Origin of the sequence: Cupriavidus phytohabitans (assembly GCF_017815025.1) — a bacterium.
GTDB lineage: Bacteria > Pseudomonadota > Gammaproteobacteria > Burkholderiales > Burkholderiaceae > Cupriavidus.
Window position 1 is genome coordinate 147,656 of the sequence record NZ_JAGIQB010000009.1, and the last position, 16,536, is coordinate 164,191.

The 16,536-nt window shown below is 70.5% G+C and carries 9 protein-coding genes and 1 other RNA gene; 1 reads left to right on the forward strand and 9 read right to left on the reverse strand.

Annotated elements, in window-relative coordinates:
* Positions 1–4 precede the first annotated feature (4 nt).
* The 7 genes from J8I34_RS08705 to J8I34_RS08735 form a co-directional block, all read right to left on the reverse strand.
* Entirely contained in the window at positions 5–973 is a 969-nt protein-coding gene (locus J8I34_RS08705) for a hydroxymethylglutaryl-CoA lyase (RefSeq protein ID WP_209805833.1), read from the reverse strand.
* The gene (locus tag J8I34_RS08710; RefSeq protein ID WP_209771769.1) at positions 970–2,166 is read right to left on the reverse strand and encodes a CaiB/BaiF CoA transferase family protein; all 1,197 of its coding nucleotides are present in this window, start codon (positions 2,164–2,166) and stop codon (positions 970–972) included. The genes J8I34_RS08705 and J8I34_RS08710 overlap by 4 nt, the downstream gene beginning before the upstream one ends.
* A gap of 184 nt (positions 2,167–2,350) precedes the next feature.
* Positions 2,351–3,256 carry a LysR family transcriptional regulator gene (locus tag J8I34_RS08715; protein ID WP_029046125.1) on the reverse strand — a complete coding sequence of 302 codons (906 nt, stop codon included), beginning with the start codon at positions 3,254–3,256 and terminating at the stop codon, positions 2,351–2,353.
* Positions 3,257–3,312: 56 nt separating this feature from the next.
* Positions 3,313–3,927 carry a recombination mediator RecR gene (gene recR / locus J8I34_RS08720; protein WP_029046124.1) on the reverse strand — a complete coding sequence of 205 codons (615 nt, stop codon included), beginning with the start codon at positions 3,925–3,927 and terminating at the stop codon, positions 3,313–3,315.
* A gap of 20 nt (positions 3,928–3,947) precedes the next feature.
* Positions 3,948–4,280 (reverse strand): YbaB/EbfC family nucleoid-associated protein, encoded by a 333-nt coding sequence (locus J8I34_RS08725; RefSeq protein ID WP_012353187.1) that lies wholly within the window; start codon positions 4,278–4,280, stop codon positions 3,948–3,950.
* Positions 4,281–4,353: 73 nt separating this feature from the next.
* Positions 4,354–6,693 (reverse strand): DNA polymerase III subunit gamma/tau, encoded by a 2,340-nt coding sequence (locus tag J8I34_RS08730; protein ID WP_209805834.1) that lies wholly within the window; start codon positions 6,691–6,693, stop codon positions 4,354–4,356.
* A gap of 120 nt (positions 6,694–6,813) precedes the next feature.
* Positions 6,814–9,297, reverse strand: a complete 2,484-nt coding sequence (locus J8I34_RS08735; protein ID WP_195431964.1) for an adenosylcobalamin-dependent ribonucleoside-diphosphate reductase — start codon at positions 9,295–9,297, stop codon at positions 6,814–6,816.
* A 218-nt stretch (positions 9,298–9,515) separates the two neighbouring features.
* On the opposite strand from J8I34_RS08735, the gene ffs reads away from it, so the two are divergent.
* Positions 9,516–9,614, forward strand: an RNA gene (ffs, locus tag J8I34_RS08740) — signal recognition particle sRNA small type.
* Positions 9,615–9,827: 213 nt separating this feature from the next.
* Here the strand turns inward: ffs and J8I34_RS08745 are convergent.
* Both J8I34_RS08745 and J8I34_RS08750 read right to left on the reverse strand, forming a co-directional pair.
* Entirely contained in the window at positions 9,828–13,451 is a 3,624-nt protein-coding gene (locus tag J8I34_RS08745) for a UvrD-helicase domain-containing protein (RefSeq protein WP_245175838.1), read from the reverse strand.
* A complete protein-coding gene (locus J8I34_RS08750) occupies positions 13,448–16,363 on the reverse strand; it encodes a PD-(D/E)XK nuclease family protein (protein WP_135705518.1) in 2,916 nt (971 codons plus the stop codon). The genes J8I34_RS08745 and J8I34_RS08750 overlap by 4 nt, the downstream gene beginning before the upstream one ends.
* Positions 16,364–16,536: the final 173 nt, after the last annotated feature.

Genomic DNA, 16,536 nt, shown 5'->3' on the forward strand with positions numbered 1-16,536 from the left:
GGCACTAGGCTTGCGCCGCGAAATGCTCCGCCATCCATGCCGGCGGCTGGTGCGTGCGCAGGCGCGGGCCGGCGCTGAGCAACTGGCTGTGGATGTCGCGGCCGACCAGCGCGGGCAGGCCGGCTACCGCATCGAGCAGCGCACCGAGGTTGACGCCGGTCTGCACGCCCATGCAGTCGAACATGTGGACCAGGTCCTCGGTGCTGACGTTGCCGCTGGCACCGGGCGCGTACGGGCAGCCGCCGAGGCCGCCAGCGGCCGCGTCGAAGCGGGCCACGCCGGTCTCCCATGCCGCCAGCGCATTGGCCAGGCCCATGCCGCGCGTGTTGTGCAGGTGGATGGTGAGGCCGGTGCCGGGCAGCGCCGCCTGGAACCGCTCGCACAGCGCGGCCACTTGCGTGGGATAGGCCATGCCGGTGGTGTCGCACAGCGTGATGCCCGCCGCGCCGGCTTCGGCGAAGCGCGTGGCCAGCGCCATCACTGCGCCGGCCTCGACCTCGCCCTCGAAGGGGCAGCCGAACACCGTCGACAGCGAGATATTGACCGGCACGCCGGCCGTGCTGGCGGCGTCGATCATCGCCAGCAACTGCGCCTGCGATTGCTCGCGCGTCATGCGCAGGTTGGCGCGGTTGTGCGTCTCGCTGGCCGACATCACCAGGTTGACCTCGTCCGGCCGGCACGACAGCGCGCGTTCCAGGCCGCGCAGGTTGGGCACCAGCACCGTGTAGCGCACGCCGGTGAAGCGCTGGATCTGGTGCATCACCGCTTCGGCATCTGCCAGCGCGGGGATGGCCCGTGCCGACGTGAACGAGGTGGCTTCGATGCGCGCGAAGCCGCACGCCGACAGCGCGTCGACGAAGGCGACCTTGCCGTCGGTAGGCACCACCACCGGCTCGATCTGCAGACCGTCGCGCGGCGCGACTTCATTGATTTCGACGCGGGCCGGGCCGCGCAGCTGGGCGGCGGCGCTCATGCGATCACCTTGCGGGCGCGCAGGTCGGCAATGGCGGCGTCATCGAAGCCCGCCTGCTTCAGCACTGCATCGGTATGCTCGCCCAGCGTGGGCGCGCGGTCATGGATGCCGCCCGGGCTCGCCGACAGCCTGGGCACCACGCCCGGCACTTCCACGGTCAGGCCGCCGGCCGAGGTCACCGACTCGATCACGCCGCGGGCGCGGTAGTGCGGGTCTTCGGCAATGTCCTTGACGGTATAGATGCGGCCCGACGGCACCTGCGCCTCGCGCAGCACGGCAAGCACCGATTCCACCGTCTGCGTGCGGGTCCAGTCGGCGATGGCGGCATCGATTTCGTCGACGCGTTTCACGCGGCCGTCATTCTGCGCCAGCGCCGGGTCATCGGCCAGGTCGGGCCGGCCGATGGCCAGCATCATGCGCTTGAAGATGGCATCGCCGTTGGCCGCCACCAGCACGTATTCGCCGCTGCTGCAGGGGTAGGCGTTGGACGGGGCGATGCCGGGCAGCGCCCCGCCGGCGGGCTGGCGCACCGCGCCGAAGGCGGAGTATTCCGGCAGCAGGCTTTCGCTCAGGTTGAACAGCGATTCATAGAGGGCCACGTCGATCACCTGGCCTTCGCCGCCACGCGCATCGCGCTGGTACAGCGCGAGCAGAACGCCCATGGCGCCGTGCAGCCCGGCGATGGTGTCGCCCAGCGACAACCCGGCGCGCACCGGCGCGCGGCCCGGCTCTCCGGTCAGGTGGCGCAGTCCCGCCATGGCCTCGGCCACAGCGGCAAAACCCGGCTCGTCCTTCTTCGGGCCGGTCTGGCCGTAGCCCGACACGCGCAGCATGATCAGGCGCGGGTTGTCGGCATGCAGCACGTCCCAGCCCAGGCCCCACTTCTCCATGGTGCCAGGGCGGAAGTTCTCGATCAGCACGTCGGCCTCGGCGGCCAGCTTGCGCACCAGTGCCTGCCCTTCCGGCTGGCGCAGGTCGATGCAGATCGATTCCTTGTTGCGCGATTGGGCTTCCCACCACACGGAGGTGCCTTCGTGCAGCATGCGCCATTTGCGCAGCGGATCGCCCTGCCCGGGCGGCTCTACCTTGATGATGTGAGCGCCGAAATCGGCCAGGGTCTTCGCGGCAAAGGGGCCGGCGATAAGTTGTCCGAGTTCGAGGACGCGGATGCCCTCGAGGATCTGTTGCGCCATGGCGTGTCTCCGTGCAATGCGGGGGATTTGTTGCGCCGCGAAAATTCGATCCGTGGGATCGATACCGGCGCGTCTGTCATTGGCACGGAGTGTGCCCCAGCCAGGGGCGAGCCAGGAATCGGCAATCGGAGAAGCGGGTTTTCTCGGAACGCGAAAGGCTCCGGGGGCGCCTGGCGCCCGGGCGTCAGAACGGCGCCTTATCCCCGCACAGATGGGTGATCAGCAGCCGCGCCGACACCGTCAGCCCGGCCGGGTCGCGCAGGCCGATCAGTAGCGAGCGGCGCGCCCAGGCATCCTGCAACGACACCAGCGACAAACCCATCGACTTGACGTGCGGCTCGGCGGCGATGCGCGGCAGCACACCCACGCCGAGTCCGGCCATCACCATGCGGCACATGGCGTCGAAGCTGCGCACCTGGATGCGCAGCCGGAAGGGCCGGTCGAGCCGGCTGCTTTCCTCGAGCAGCCGCGCCGCCAGCGAGGTTTCCTGCGGCAGGCTGACGAAGTCGAATTCGAGCGTATCGGCGTAGCGCACCGGGCCGCGCGCAGCCAGCGGATGGTTGGGCGGCGTGATGATGACCAGCTCGTCCTGGCGGTACTCAACCGTCATCAGCCCCGCCGCCGGGGTGCGGTCGGCAAAGATGCCGACATCGGCGCGGTTCTCCACCAGCGCGGCAACGATGTCGCGGCTGTTCTGCTCTTCCAGTTCGATGCGGATGGTGGGATGGCGCTGCATGAACGACGCCAGGTCGTCCGGCAGGAACTGCGTGATCGCCGATGTGTTGGCGCAGACGCGCACCTGTCCGCGCACGCCGGAGGCATAGTCGGACATCACGCCGGCCATGCGCTCGACATCCTGCAGGATGGTCAGCGCATGGTGGAAGCAGGCCTGCCCGGCTTCAGTCAGTTGGACGCCGGCGGCATGGCGGAAAAACAGCGGCGCGCCCACCGCGTTCTCCAGGTCCGAAATGCGCTTGCTGGCGGCGGCCACGGCCAGGTGCGACTGGCGCGCGCCGGCCGAGATGCTGCCTTGGCGCGCCACGGCGACGAACAAGCCAAGCGTGACGAGATCGAAGCGGGCCAGGTTCATGGGGCAGGCAGACGCGGAAAAGTCCGGCGCGGGCATGCCGCCCCGCGCCGCAGGGATCAGAGAGTGCGGCGGTCCATCACCGCGCGCGCAATGGTGCCGGCGTCGACGTATTCCAGCTCGCCGCCGACCGGCACGCCGCGCGCCAGGCGCGACACCTTGAGGCCGCGCGCCTTGAGCATTTCGCCGATGTAGTGGGCGGTGGCCTCGCCTTCGCTGGTGAAGTTGGTGGCGACGATGACTTCGCCGACCGGGCCGCCCAGCTCAGGCTCGGTGGCGCGCGCCAGCAGCCGGTCCAGGTGGATCTCGCGCGGGCCGATGCCGTCCAGCGGCGAGAGCCGGCCCATCAGCACGAAGTACTTGCCGCGGTAAGTCAGCGTCTGCTCGATCATGACCTGGTCGGCCGGGGTTTCCACCACGCACAGCAGCGCGGCGTCGCGGCGGTCGTCCAGGCAGGTTTCGCAGATCTCCTGCTCGGTGAAGGTATTGCAGCGCTGGCAGTGGCGGATATGGTCCGCCGCGCCGCGCAGCGCGTCGCCCAGCTTGCGCGCGCCCTCGCGGTCGTGCTGCAGCAGGTGGTAGGCCATGCGCTGGGCGGACTTGGGCCCGACGCCCGGCAGCACCCGCAGCGCCTCGACCAGCGCCTGCAGCGAAGTCGGCGCGGAACCCTTCACACCCGCTTTCACCCCTGCCTTCAGAACGGCAGCTTGAAGCCAGGGGGCAGCGGCAGGCCCGAGGTCATCGAGCCCATCTTTTCCTGCGTGGTGGCCTCGGCCTTGCGCACAGCGTCATTGAAGGCGGCGGCAACCAGGTCTTCCAGCAGGTCCTTGTCCTCGCCTTCGGCCAGCAGGCTGGGGTCGATGGTGACGCGCTTGACGTCGTTCTTGCAGGTCATGACCACCTTGACGAGACCGGCGCCGGACTGGCCCTCGACCTCGATCTGGGCCAGCTGCTCCTGCATCTTCTTCATGTTTTCCTGCATCTGCTGGGCTTGCTTCATCAGCCCGGCGAGTTGACCTTTCATCATGATGGAACGCTCCTGGATTCGGTAGGAAATTCTGTGGTGGGAATTCGTGGCGGATGGTGGCAGATCCGGGCCGTCAGGCCGCGCGCGGCTGGATCGAGCCCGGCACGATCTGGCCGCCGAAGTCGCGCAGCAGTCCTTGCACAAAGGGGTCGGCCTCGATCGCGGCCTCGGCTTCGCGCTGGCGCTCGGCACGTGCCTGGGCGTCGGCCGCCGCGGCGGTGACCGCGACCGCGCCGACTTCGCACAGCACGCGCACCGGCTGGCCGAAGTGGTCGCGCAGCACCTGCTGCAGGCGTTCGGCGACGCCGTTCTCGCCGAGGGCAGCCACCGGGATGCGCAGGTTGAAAGTATTGCCGACCACCTGAGTCAGTTCGCTCTGGTATGCCAGCTGTTGCGCCAGGCCCTTGAGCGGCAGGCCGGCAGCCAGCGCCGGCCAGTCGCCGGTGAAGACCGGCGGCGAGCCGTCTTCGCCGGCTGCGGGCGGGCGTGGGGCGACGAGCTTGGCGCCCTCAGCGGGTGCAGCCGGCGCGGCGACCTCACGCACAGGTTCGGCTTCGCGCACGGGCGCGCTGGCGGGCCTGGCCGCGCCGTTGCGTGGATTGGCACGGGCCGGCGGCTCGCTGAAACCATTGTCGCCGAAGCCATTGTCACGCTCGTCCGCGCGGTAGCCCGGGTCGCTGTCATAGGGACCGATGACAGGCAGGTCCGGCGGCAGGTCTTCCCATGGCGGCACATCGCTGCCGCCGGCAATTTCCCACGGCGGCACCGATTCCGGTTCAGGCCGGCGCGCGGCCGGGGTCGGCCCGGCGGGCGCTGCCGAAGGCTGCGCCGGTGCCTGGGCCTGTGCGGGCGGCGGCGGGGCCGGCCGGGCCGGGGGCGCGGCGGGACGGCTCACGGCTGCGGCACCCGGCGCGCGCAAAGGCTGTGCCGGCGGGCGCTGCGCGGGAGCCGCTGCAGCGGCGGGCGCGGCAGGCGGCGGGGCATTGCGCGCGCCACCGCGCGCGGAGGCGGCACGTGCGGCCGCCAGCGCGGCACGGGCTGGCGACATGGCGGCGTCGTGCGCGGGCCGGGCCGGTGCGGCTGGCGCAACTGGTGCTGCGGGCTCGGCCACCGGATCGAAGACGGGTGCCGGGGCGGCGGGCTTTGCCGCCGGCGGCACCGGCGCCGTGACAGCAGCCGGTGCGGACCCAGCCGCCACGGCGGCATGCCGGGACGTGGCCGGATCGGCCGCCAGCGCCGCACTGCGCGGCCGCGACGGCGCGGCGCCGCCGCCCTGCCCTTGCGCCACGGTCGGGGGCGTCGGCTCCGGCGACGCCGAGGGCCGGAACGCCAGCATGCGCAGCAGCGTCATGGTGAAGCCGGCGTACTCGTCCGGCGCCAGCGCCAGCTCATTGCGGCCGAGGTTGGCAATCTGGTAGAAGAGCTGCACCTCCTGCGCGTCGAACACGCCGGCGAGGCGGCGCACATCGTCCGCCTCCGGCCATTCCTCCTGCACCGAAGCCGGCACGGCCTGCGCCAGCGCCACCTTGTGCAGCAGCGAAGCCAGGTCCTGCAGCGCGCCGGCAAACGACAGGCTGCGGTCGGCCATGGCATCGGCGATGCCCAGCATGGCGGCACCATCTTCGGCGGCGAGCGCATCGAGCAGCTGCACCAGGAAACCCTGGTCGATCGCGCCCAGCATGCCGCGCACTGCTTCCTCGGAGACCTGTCCCGCGCTGTAGGCGATGGCCTGGTCGGTCAGCGACAGCGCATCTCGCATCGAGCCGTGCGCGGCCTGCGCCAGCAGCCGCAGCGCGTTGCCGTCATGGGCAATGCCTTCCTGCGCCAGGATATGGTCCAGGTGCGAGACGATATGCCCTGGCGGCATCTGCTTGAGGTTGAACTGCAGGCAGCGCGACAGCACCGTGACCGGGATCTTCTGCGGATCGGTGGTGGCGAGGATGAACTTGACGTGCCCGGGCGGCTCTTCCAGCGTCTTCAGCATGGCGTTGAAGGCGTGGTTGGTGAGCATGTGCACTTCGTCGATCATGTAGACCTTGAAGCGCCCGGTGCCCGGCGCGTAGACCGCCTTGTCGAGCAGCTGCGCCATCTCGTCGACGCCGCGGTTGGAGGCGGCGTCCATCTCGATGTAGTCGACGAAGCGGCCGCTGTCGATCTCGGTGCAGGCCTTGCACACCCCGCATGGCTGGGCGGTGATGCCGCCGTTACCGTCAGCGCCGGTGCAATTCAGGGCCTTGGCCAGGATCCGCGAGAGCGTGGTCTTGCCGACCCCGCGCGTGCCGGTGAACAGGTAGGCGTGGTGCAGCCGCTGCTGTTCCAGCGCGTGCGTGAGCGCGCGGACCACGTGCTCCTGGCCGACCAGCGTGGTGAAATCCCTGGGGCGCCATTTGCGCGCTAGAACTTGATAACTCATGGCGGCGATTGTAGCAAATGGCGACCGCCCGCAACCCGCGGCGGGGCCGGAGTTTGCGGCCTGGAGCGCAGGCCTGCCAGCGGCGCCGCGCCGCTGGCGGGTTTCAGGCGCGGGACGGCCTCAGCCGCATTCGCCCACGTAGCCGCAATTGGCGCATTTCGCACAGCCGTCGACCTTGTGCAGGGCGTGCGCGCCACACTCCGGGCAAGGCTTGCCGGTGCCCACGCCGGGAGTGGCCACGCCGGCGCCGGCCTGGACCGCGATCCCGGCCTCCGCGGCCGCCGCCCCGCCCGCCTCGCGCTGCGCCAGGCGGGCTGCCAGCGCCGCCACCGGCACCTGCCCGCCTTCCGCATCGAGGAAGCCGCGCTTGATCAGGATGCGCTGCAGCGCATAGCCGAGCGCCGCCACTTCCGAGTCATGGAAGCGCGGCACCTCGGTGCCGTCCTGCCGCACCAGCGAGCCATAGCGCACGGTACCCTTGTCCCACACCACGTTGCGCATGTCGGCCAGCGCCTTGGCGACCGAGCCGCCCGAGCGCGCCACCATCGACAGCAGCCGCATGGTCGAGGTGATCCACTGCTGGCCCTCGCTGCGCTGCCCCGCCGGCATGAAGAACTCCACCGGCCGCTCGATGGCCACGGGCCTGCCGTCGGCGACGCCCGCCACGCGCATGAAATTGACGGTCAGGTAGACGGTCTTGTGGCCTTCGTAGGTCAGGTATTCGACCTTGGAGGTCACGCCCTCCAGGTCGCCGACCGGCCGGCTGTTGAACGGGCGCACCAGCGGGTTGTCGTCGGCCACCGCAGCAGGCGCTGCCGCTGGCGCGTCGACCGACAGCACCGCGCCAAGCACCGGATTGGGGCGATAGGTCGCCAGCCCCTTCAGCCCCGCCTGCCAAGCCTCCAGGTACAGGTGGCGGAAGGCCTCGTACGGATAGTCCTCCGGCACGTTGACGGTCTTGCTGATGCTGGTGTCGATATACGGCTGCACCGCTTCCAGCATGCGCATATGGTCCAGCGCCGACATCTGCAGCGCCGTGACAAAGCTGTCCGGCAGCTGCGCCATGTCGGCGCCCATGTGACGGTAGAGGCGCCAGGCGTGGTCCGCCACCTCGAACGAGCGGTAGCTGTTGTCCGGCATCCGCTTGCGGCGGTTGTAGGTCCAGGAGAAGGCCGGCTCGATGCCGTTGGAGGCATTGTCGGCAAAGGCAAGCGTGATCGTGCCGGTCGGCGCGATCGACAGCAGGTGCGAATTGCGCAGGCCGTTGCGCGCAATGGCATCGCGCACGGCCTGCGGCAGCCGGCTGGCGAAGCCGCTCTGCAGGTAGGCGTCGACATCCAGCAGCGGGAAGGCGCCCTTCAGCGCCGCCAGTTCGGTCGAGGCCAGGTAGGCCTCGTCGCGCATGCGCTCGGCAATGCGCGCCGCCAGTTGCCGCGCCGGCTCGGTGTCGTAGCGCAGGCCCAGCATCACCAGCGCGCTGCCCAGCCCCAGGAAACCCAGGCCGACGCGGCGCTTGGCGTGGGCCTCGGCCTGCTGCTCGGGCAACGGCCAGAAGGTCACGTCGAGCACGTTGTCGAGCATGCGCGTGGCCACGCGCACCACTTCGGCAAAGGCATCGAAGTCGAATTCAGCCTGCGGCGAGAACGGCTGGCGCACGAAACGCGTCAGGTTGATAGAACCCAGGCAGCAGCAGCCATACGGCGGCAGCGGCTGCTCGGCGCAGGGATTGGTGGCCTCGATGCGCTCGCAGTAATAGAGATTGTTGTCGGCATTGATGCGCGACAGGAACAGGATCCCAGGCTCGGCGTGGTCGTAGGTGGCCTGCATCACCTGATCCCACAGCTGCCGTGCCGGCAGGCGGCGGTACACCCACTGGTCGTCGTCGCGGCGATAGGCGCCGGCGGCGATCATGTCGGCGCCGGGCTCGGCTTCATGGATCAGCTCGACCTCGCCGTCGGCCTGCACCGCGCGCATGAATTCGTCGGTGACGCCGATCGAGATATTGAAGTTGGTGAGGTCGCCCTTGTCCTTGGCGTGGATGAAGCTCTCGATATCGGGATGGTCGCAGCGCAGCACGCCCATCTGCGCGCCGCGGCGCGCGCCGGCGGATTCCACCGTCGCGCACGAGGCATCGAATACCTTCATGAACGACACCGGCCCCGACGCGCGCGAATGCGTCGCACGCACCAGCGCGCCCGCCGGCCGGATCGCCGAGAAGTCATAGCCGACGCCGCCGCCGCGGCGCATGGTTTCGGCCGCCTGCGCCACCGCGGTGTAGATGCTGGGCCGGCCGTCGCGCGCTTCCGACACCGAGTCGCCCACCGGTTGCACGAAGCAGTTGATCAGCGTGGCCTGGATACCGGTGCCGGCGGCGGAATTGATGCGCCCGGCGGGCACGAAGCCGTTTTCCTGCGCCCACAGGAAGCGCGCGCTCCAGGCCTCGCGCTGGTCCTCCGGCTCGGCCTGGGCCAGCGCCAGCGCCACACGCTGCCTGACGTCGGCAATGCTGCCTTCTTCGCCTTTGGCGTATTTTTCGATCAGGACTTCGGTGGAGATTTCCTGCGGCGCCATGGCACCGTGAATGATCTGGTCGTTTGCGTTCATGTCTGGGCTCACCACGCTCCGAGGTTGGGTGAATCGGTGGATCCGGGACGCGCATCGCCGGCGCGCCGCGCCGCTGCAATGCGGCGGCCTGTCATGGTCGGGCCAGCGCGGCCTGCACTGCCTGCGCCAGATCAAGCCGGCGCCTTGCCGCATGCAATGACCCGTGGCGGACAAGGCAATTCGACGCGATGCCTCGGACTAGGTTACAATGCCGCTCGGACGGGCCTCCTCGCATGGTGGCGCGGTCAACCTGGTCAGGTCGGGAACGAAGCAGCCACAGCCGTTTTCCACCAGTGCCGAGGGTCAGGCTCGTCCACCTCCCCGCTATCCCTCCTGCTTCACCCTTCCACCGCTTCACCCCACGCTTACGCGAACAGCTTTCCGCATCGTTTCCGCATCGACATGCGCACGCCGCCTGCAGCGCCGTCCCTGTCACTTTAGTACAGCATGCCATCTGGCGCGCGCCGGACCCGGCGCACCCACGGCCCATTCTGCGCCGATTTGCGGAAGCTGTCCGGCGCGATCGCCACTCAGAATAGCGAACCCTGCTGCGTCAGCATCGGCGGCGCCAGCCGCTCGGCGGGAATCCACTGGCCGTCGGCAGTGGCCACGCCGGCCTCGATGCGCTTGCCCGGGAACAGCGGCGCGACCGCCGCCACGTAGCGCCCCAGCTGCGCGCGATAGGCGGCGTGCTCCTGCGGCAGCAGCCTCAGCTTGTAGTCGACGATGACGACGCGGTCGTCGAACTCGACCAGCCGGTCGATGCGCAGCAGCCGGCCGCGCGCGTCATACAGCTCGACTTCATTGCGCGCGCTGCCGGCCTCGTCCGACGACAGCAGTGGCGCCAGCGCCGGCGCGCCCAGCATCGCGCGCACCGCCGCGAGCGCTTCATCTACCTGCTCGCGCCACGCTTGCCGTGCCTCGACGGTATGCGCGCCGGTGAGCGGGAACCAGCGCAGCACCGTGTCGATGTCCGGAATGCCGGCAAAGGCTTCCGGATAGCGCGTCAGCCGCTCCAGCAGGGCGTGCACCAGTTCGCCGTGGCGGGCTGCCGCGGCGTTGAAGACGATGCCGTCGTCTGCCGACGGATCCTCCTCGGCCCGCGCGTCGTCCTCGAACGATGGCAGCGCCCCGGCGTCGCGGTAGCGCAGGCGGAAGTCGGTGAAGCGCACCGGCTCGCTCAGGCGTGCCAGTACTGGCGCCTCGCTGTCGCCCGCTTGTTCCGGTTGCCCTGGGTACGCGGGCAACATCTCGCCCACGCCCGCGCCCTGCAGCCGCACGTACCAGCTGCCGGCGATTTCCGCGTTGTTCTCGCCGGCGGCGGCGCGACTGGCGCGGCCCTTCACGCCGCTGACCAGCAGGCCCTGCTGCGCCCGCGTCATGGCGACGTAGAGCAGGTTCCAATTCTCCCGCTCGCCCAGCGCAGCCTCGGCCTCGAACATCGGCGCGCGCGCCAGTCCGCGTTCGCTGCGCTTGCCATACGCCGAGAAATGCCGCGGCACCGGCGACGACGGCGGCCAGTCGACCAGGATCCCGCCCTTGTCCGCGGCGGGATCGCTGTGGTTGGCATCGAGAAGCACCACGAACGGCGCCTCCAGGCCCTTGGCCGCATGCACGGTCAGGATGTGAACTGCGTCGAGGCCGGCAAAGGCGGCATCGTCCTCCGCCGGTTCGACGTCTTCGGCGTTGTCGCCCATGCCGCCTTCGTCGGGGCTCTCGCCCTCGTCGCCACGGCGGATCTCCTGCAGCTCGTCGATGAACTTGGGCAGGCTCGGGTAACGGCCGCCGTCCAGATCCAGCGACAGCTTCAGGAAGGCATCAAGATTGGCCAGCACCTGCTCGCGGATATCCGGCGGCGCGGCTTCGGCATAACGGCGCCGGACTTCGCCGCCGTGGAAGATCTGGTCGATCAGGTCGTGCACCGGCTGGTGCGGCGCGACGCGCAGCCACTGGCGCAGCCGCGGCACGCCTGCGCGCAATGCGTCCGAGACGTGCCCGGGCAGGCCGCTGGCTTCGATGCGCGCCCACCAGCCGCCCTCGCCTTCCAGCTGCGCCAGGGCCAGCAGGTCATCGTCGGTCGCGCCGACCAGCGGGCTCTTGAGCACATGGGCGAGATCGAGATCGGACTCCGGTGTCATCAGGAAGGCCAGCAAGGCCGACAGGTCCAGCGCTTCCAGCGTGGCCAGCAGGCCGCCGCGGCGCGGGCTCAGGCATGGGATGCCCCGCTCGCGCAGCGCGCGCTCGTAGTCGGCGAGATGGGTCTTGCGGCGCACCAGCAGGTGCATGTCGCTCCAGCGGGCGGGGCGCGTGGCGCCGTTCTCGTGGACCGGCACGGTGTCGCGCACATGGCGCAGCCACGCGGCCACGCGCCGGCCTTCCTCCAGGCGCAGCGAATCGCCGGCCTGCCGGCGCGGCTGCAGCAGCGTGTCGCGGTGCATGGCGCCGTCGCCGGCCTGCGCTTCCGTCTCGCTCGCTTCGCTGTCGCCCGCCTTGCCTTCGGCTTTCTCTTCGGCCTCTACCAGCGGCAGCAGCCACACCGGACCGCCGCCTTCGGCCAGCGCCGAGGTCTGCGTCTCGTACAGCGGGTAGCGCCCTTCCGCGCGCGCCGCGTCGAACACGGCATTGACCCACTCCAGCACCTCGGCGCGATTGCGCCGGGTGCGGTTGGTGCGCAGCACCGTCGCCCCGAACGCGTCGCGCAGCATCTCGCCGGCAGCGCCGAACAGGCGCGCGTCGGCGCGGCGGAAGCGGTAGATCGACTGCTTGGGATCGCCCACAAGGAACACCGTCGGGCGCTCGCCCAGGCCTGCGTAGCCAGCCAGCCAGCCCTGCAGGATGCGCCACTGCAGCGGGTTGGTGTCCTGGAATTCGTCGAGCAGCAGGTGGCGGTAGCGCGCATCGAGCCGCACCTGCAGGTAGGTCGCGGTCTCTTCGTCGGACATCAGCTGCGCGGCCTGCCATTCCAGGTCGGCGAAGTCCATCGCGCGCTGTTCCTGCTTGTGCTGCTGGTAGCGCGTCAGCAACGCGTCGCCGATGCAGAACAGCGCCTGGTTGATGGCGAGCACCGCGGCCTCGCAGCAGCGGGCGCTGATCTCGTCGAGCATCGCGCAGATGGAAGCATGCTGGTCGAGCAGCGTATCGACCATGCCCTCGCCTCCCGCGGCCTTGACGAGGGCGTTGGTCCGGCGCAGCGAGCGCGGCTCGCCCGTGGTGGTGAAGAACGCCGCGCGCAATTGTGCGAACACGCGTTCGGCGGCCTTGCCCGGCGCCGCGCCGGCTTCGCGCCAGGCAGTAATGGCCATCAGCGCGTCGGTGATGCGCGTGGCATGGGTCTGCTCGGTCTTGCCGCCGCCGCCCAGGCGCAGTGCCAGCGTCTCGCAGGCATCGCGCCAGCCTTCGTCGGCCAGCGCCTGCAGCAGCACGTCGCCCTGGGCGTCTTCACCAAGGCAGTCGGACAGCGCCTGCAGCGGGCTGCCGCCCTCCTGCATCGCCCACCATTCGCTGCGGGCGTGGAACATGGCGTCGAGCAGCGCGCGCGCCTGGAAGTCCCCCACGGTGTCGACCAGCGTTTCCCATGCGGCGCGCAGGTCTTCGTATTGCGGCGTGGCCAGCGCGCGCCAGACCGGCGCCCACGCTTCACGCTTCATGCGCAACGCATCTTCGCGCAGCGACGCGCCGGGCACGATGCCCGACGCCAGCGGCGCGCCGCGCAGCAGCGTGCCGAACCAGCCGTGGAAGGTATCGATGGCCATGCGCCCGGGCGCGGCCAGCACCTGCGCGTGCAGGCGGCGCGCGCGCGGCAGCGCCTCGCGCGCTGCTTCCGGGCTGAGGCCGCGCTGCACCAGCGCGGCGATGACGTCGTCGTCGGGATCGCGCGACAGTTGCGCCAGCACTTCCAGCAGGCGGTCGCGCATTTCTTCGGCGGCCTTGCGCGTGAAGGTGATCGCGAGGATCTCGTGCGGCGCGGCGCCGGCCAGCAGCAGGCGCACCAGGCGCGCCACCAGCAGCCAGGTCTTGCCGCTGCCGGCGCAGGCCTCGACCACGACGGAGCGCGCAGGATCGCAGGCCGCGCAGGTGAACTCGGCCTCCGACACGGGATGGCCATCGCGCTGGTAAGGCTGGACCTGGGTATTGAGCGGATCGTGGACCATCATGTTTTCAGCACCGGCACGGCGGTGGATTCCCAGAAGCCCTTGCGGCACAGGCCGCGGGCGGTGCAATACACGCAGGCCGAGGCATCGCCAAATGCTGGAAGCTTAGCCCCCTGCCGCAGCCGCATCACGTCATGGCGCATCTGCCGTTCGAGCCAGGTGACGGCGGCCTGGAAGTCGGGCAGCCCGACCTCGCGTTGCGCTGCCGCCGAGGTGTCGCGCGCGCTTTCCTTCGCGCCTTCAAGCGACACCCAGCTGCCGTCCACCGCATCGGCGCGCAACAGCCCGTAGAACGGCAGCTGGCAGTCTTCCTCGACCTCGGCCAGCTTGCGCTTGAGCCGCGTGGCACTCTGCGTCTTGTAGTCGAGCACCGCATGCGCGCCGTCCGGCCCCTGGTCGAGCCGGTCGATGCGTCCGGTCAGCCGCAAGGGCTGGCCGTCGGGCATGGGCAGGTCGATGCCGGCATCGAGCTCGCCGCCGCGCCAGAACCAGCCCTCGGCCTCGCGCGCCGACTGCCAGGCGACATACGACGACAGCACCTCGCACCAGCGCCGGTAATAGGCAATGGCATTGCCGTCCTCGGCCATCAGCGCGCCGAACACATCGTCCGAAATCTCGCGCAGCCGCGCCAGGCGCTGGTCTTGCGGCAGCGTTTCGCCGCGCTCGCGGCGCGCGTGCAGGTCCTTGTGGTAGCGCAGCAGCACGCGGTGCAGGTGCTCGCCGATCTCGCGCTTTTCCAGTTCGTCGCTGACGGTCTCGAGCCCGGCGAGGCCGAGCATGCGGCCGGCGAAGAACTGGTACGGGCAGCGGCGCAGCATGTTGTAGGCCTGCGCGCTCCAGCGCTGCGGCACCAGCTCCGGCAACGCGGACGGCGCGGGCATGCCTTGCGGTTCGGCGAAGGTTTCATGGGCCTGCGGCACGGCGTTGCCGTCGATGACGACGCCGCTGCGTGCGCAGCATGCCGCCAGCCGCTCGATCCAGCCCGACACGTGATGCGGTTCGCCGCGGCCGCCGAAGCGCTGCCAGGTCATCACCACGTCGGCGTTGTTCAGCAGCACCTCCGCCAGGTCGCGCGCCTGCTGGGCGAAGCGCGCCTCGCGGTCTTCGAGGTCCAGCTCGCGGCGCATCTGGTTGGAGAAGAACATCAGCTCGGCCGCGCTCGACGGCAATTGCGCATCGTCGCAACCTACGATCACCACGCCCTCGAAACGGCGCATGCGCGCGCCGTTCAGCGGCAGGATGGTGATGCGCGCCGGGCCGCTTGCCGAAGGCTCCTTGTATGCGACCGATTCGAGCAGCGCCGACAACATGGCGCGGAACTCGCCCTGCGACAGCGTGGCGTGGCCGCCGGTTTCATCGTGCGGCAGCTCCTGCAGCCGGGCCAGTGCGTCGAGCAGCTGGCTGCCGGCATCGTCGGCGGCCAGCGCGGCGCGCATGCCAAGGCCGTCGAGCATGCCGTCGAGCCGCTCCAGCCACGTTGCCAGCGGATGCTGCGCAAGGCCGCGCGGCCAGCGTGCCGCCTCGTCGGCCAACACGGCGACCAATGCACGTGCGGCGCGACGCGGCGCCTGGGCTGCCTCGTCCGCCTGTTCGTCCGCCTGTTCGTCCTCGTAGCTGCCAGGCTCGGGCGCGCTGGTCGGTACGCTGCCGAACAATTGCCGAAGGCGCGGCCAGCCGCCGGTGATGCCCTCGCGCCGCACCTGGCGCTCCAGCAGCGCGATGGCCGCGCCGCGCTCGGCGAAATCGGGCAGGCAGAACGGGCTTTTCAACAGGTCGAGCAGCGCCGCGGTATCGCCGTCGCGCACCAGCAGGTCGAACCAGCGCATCAGCGCGGCGGCCGCGCGTGTGGTCGACAGCTTCCAGCCGGTCTCGTCGCGCACCGGTGCGCCGGCACGCGCCAGCAGCGCCCGCGCGCGCCGCGCCACCACGCGGTCATGGGCCACCAGCGCAACCTGGCGGCGGCCTTCGTTGAGCCATTGCACCAGCTGCGCCGCTGCGGCCGCGGCTTCGTCCTCGAAGCGCGCGCTGCCGATCACGCGGATGGCCGGGCGTTGTTCGGGCAGTGCCGGCATGGCGGGCGGCGCAGTGACGTCTCCATCTTCGGCAATCCGTGCTTCGGGCCACAGCGACAGCAGCGTCTGGTACCAGTCGGCGGCGTCCGCATCGGAGTCCACATCTCCCTGCCCCGCCCAGTCGTACCCGACCTGCAGTACCGGCACCAGTTCGGCGGCATCGCGCAGGAACGCGGCTTCGAGCGGCGTAGGGGGCGTCGGCGCGATCCACACCACCGGGCCGCGCAGCTGCTGCGACAGTTCGCGCAGCGCGCGGCGCCGCGCCGGCAGCGGATCGTCGGGCCCCGACAGCGCCTGCCAGAACGCCAGCACGATGCGCGCCTCTTCGCCGAGGAAGCGTTCGGACAGGTGCGAGTAGGTGCGTTCCAGCGCGCCCTGCAGCAACGCGGCGCGGTCGTCGCCGTCAATGTCGTCGTCATCGCGGATGGCGGCGTCCTCGAGCCAGCGCGCATTCAGCTCGTCGCAAATCGCAAGCAGCGTTTGCGACAGGCCCCACGCCGCGGTCTCGTTCTGCGCGCCGAAGGCGCGGCGCAGCCATTCTTGCCCGCGCACGGCCTGTTGCACCGCCAACAGCCGCGCCGCATGGCTGCGTAACGGCGTGCCGTCGGGCGGCAGGTCCAGCAGCCAGTGGCCCAGCGTCAGCACGCGCGGCAACAGGCGCGGCCGTCCGGCCGCACGCGCGGCGGCATCGAGCGCCTCGCGCACGCCAGGAATCTGCGCGGCGGTCGGCACCACTACGTGTGCGCCGGCTTCGGGCGCGCCGCAGCGGTCCAGGAAAAACCAGGCAGCAGTGGCCGCCTGCTCGAGGAAATCAGGGCCAGGGCGAAAACTCAGCGACGTCATGGGCTCTTGAGCCGCAGCGCGGCGTGGCTGCGGTAACTGCATCGGTCGGGGAAGAAGTCAGGCGTCAGGGCGTCAGGGGGCAAAGAGAATACCGCACGCCGCCGGCCAGCACGGCCGGCGGCGATTCATGGAAGGGCCCCGGTGGGCGGAGCGGCTTGCGCGCGGGCGGGCCG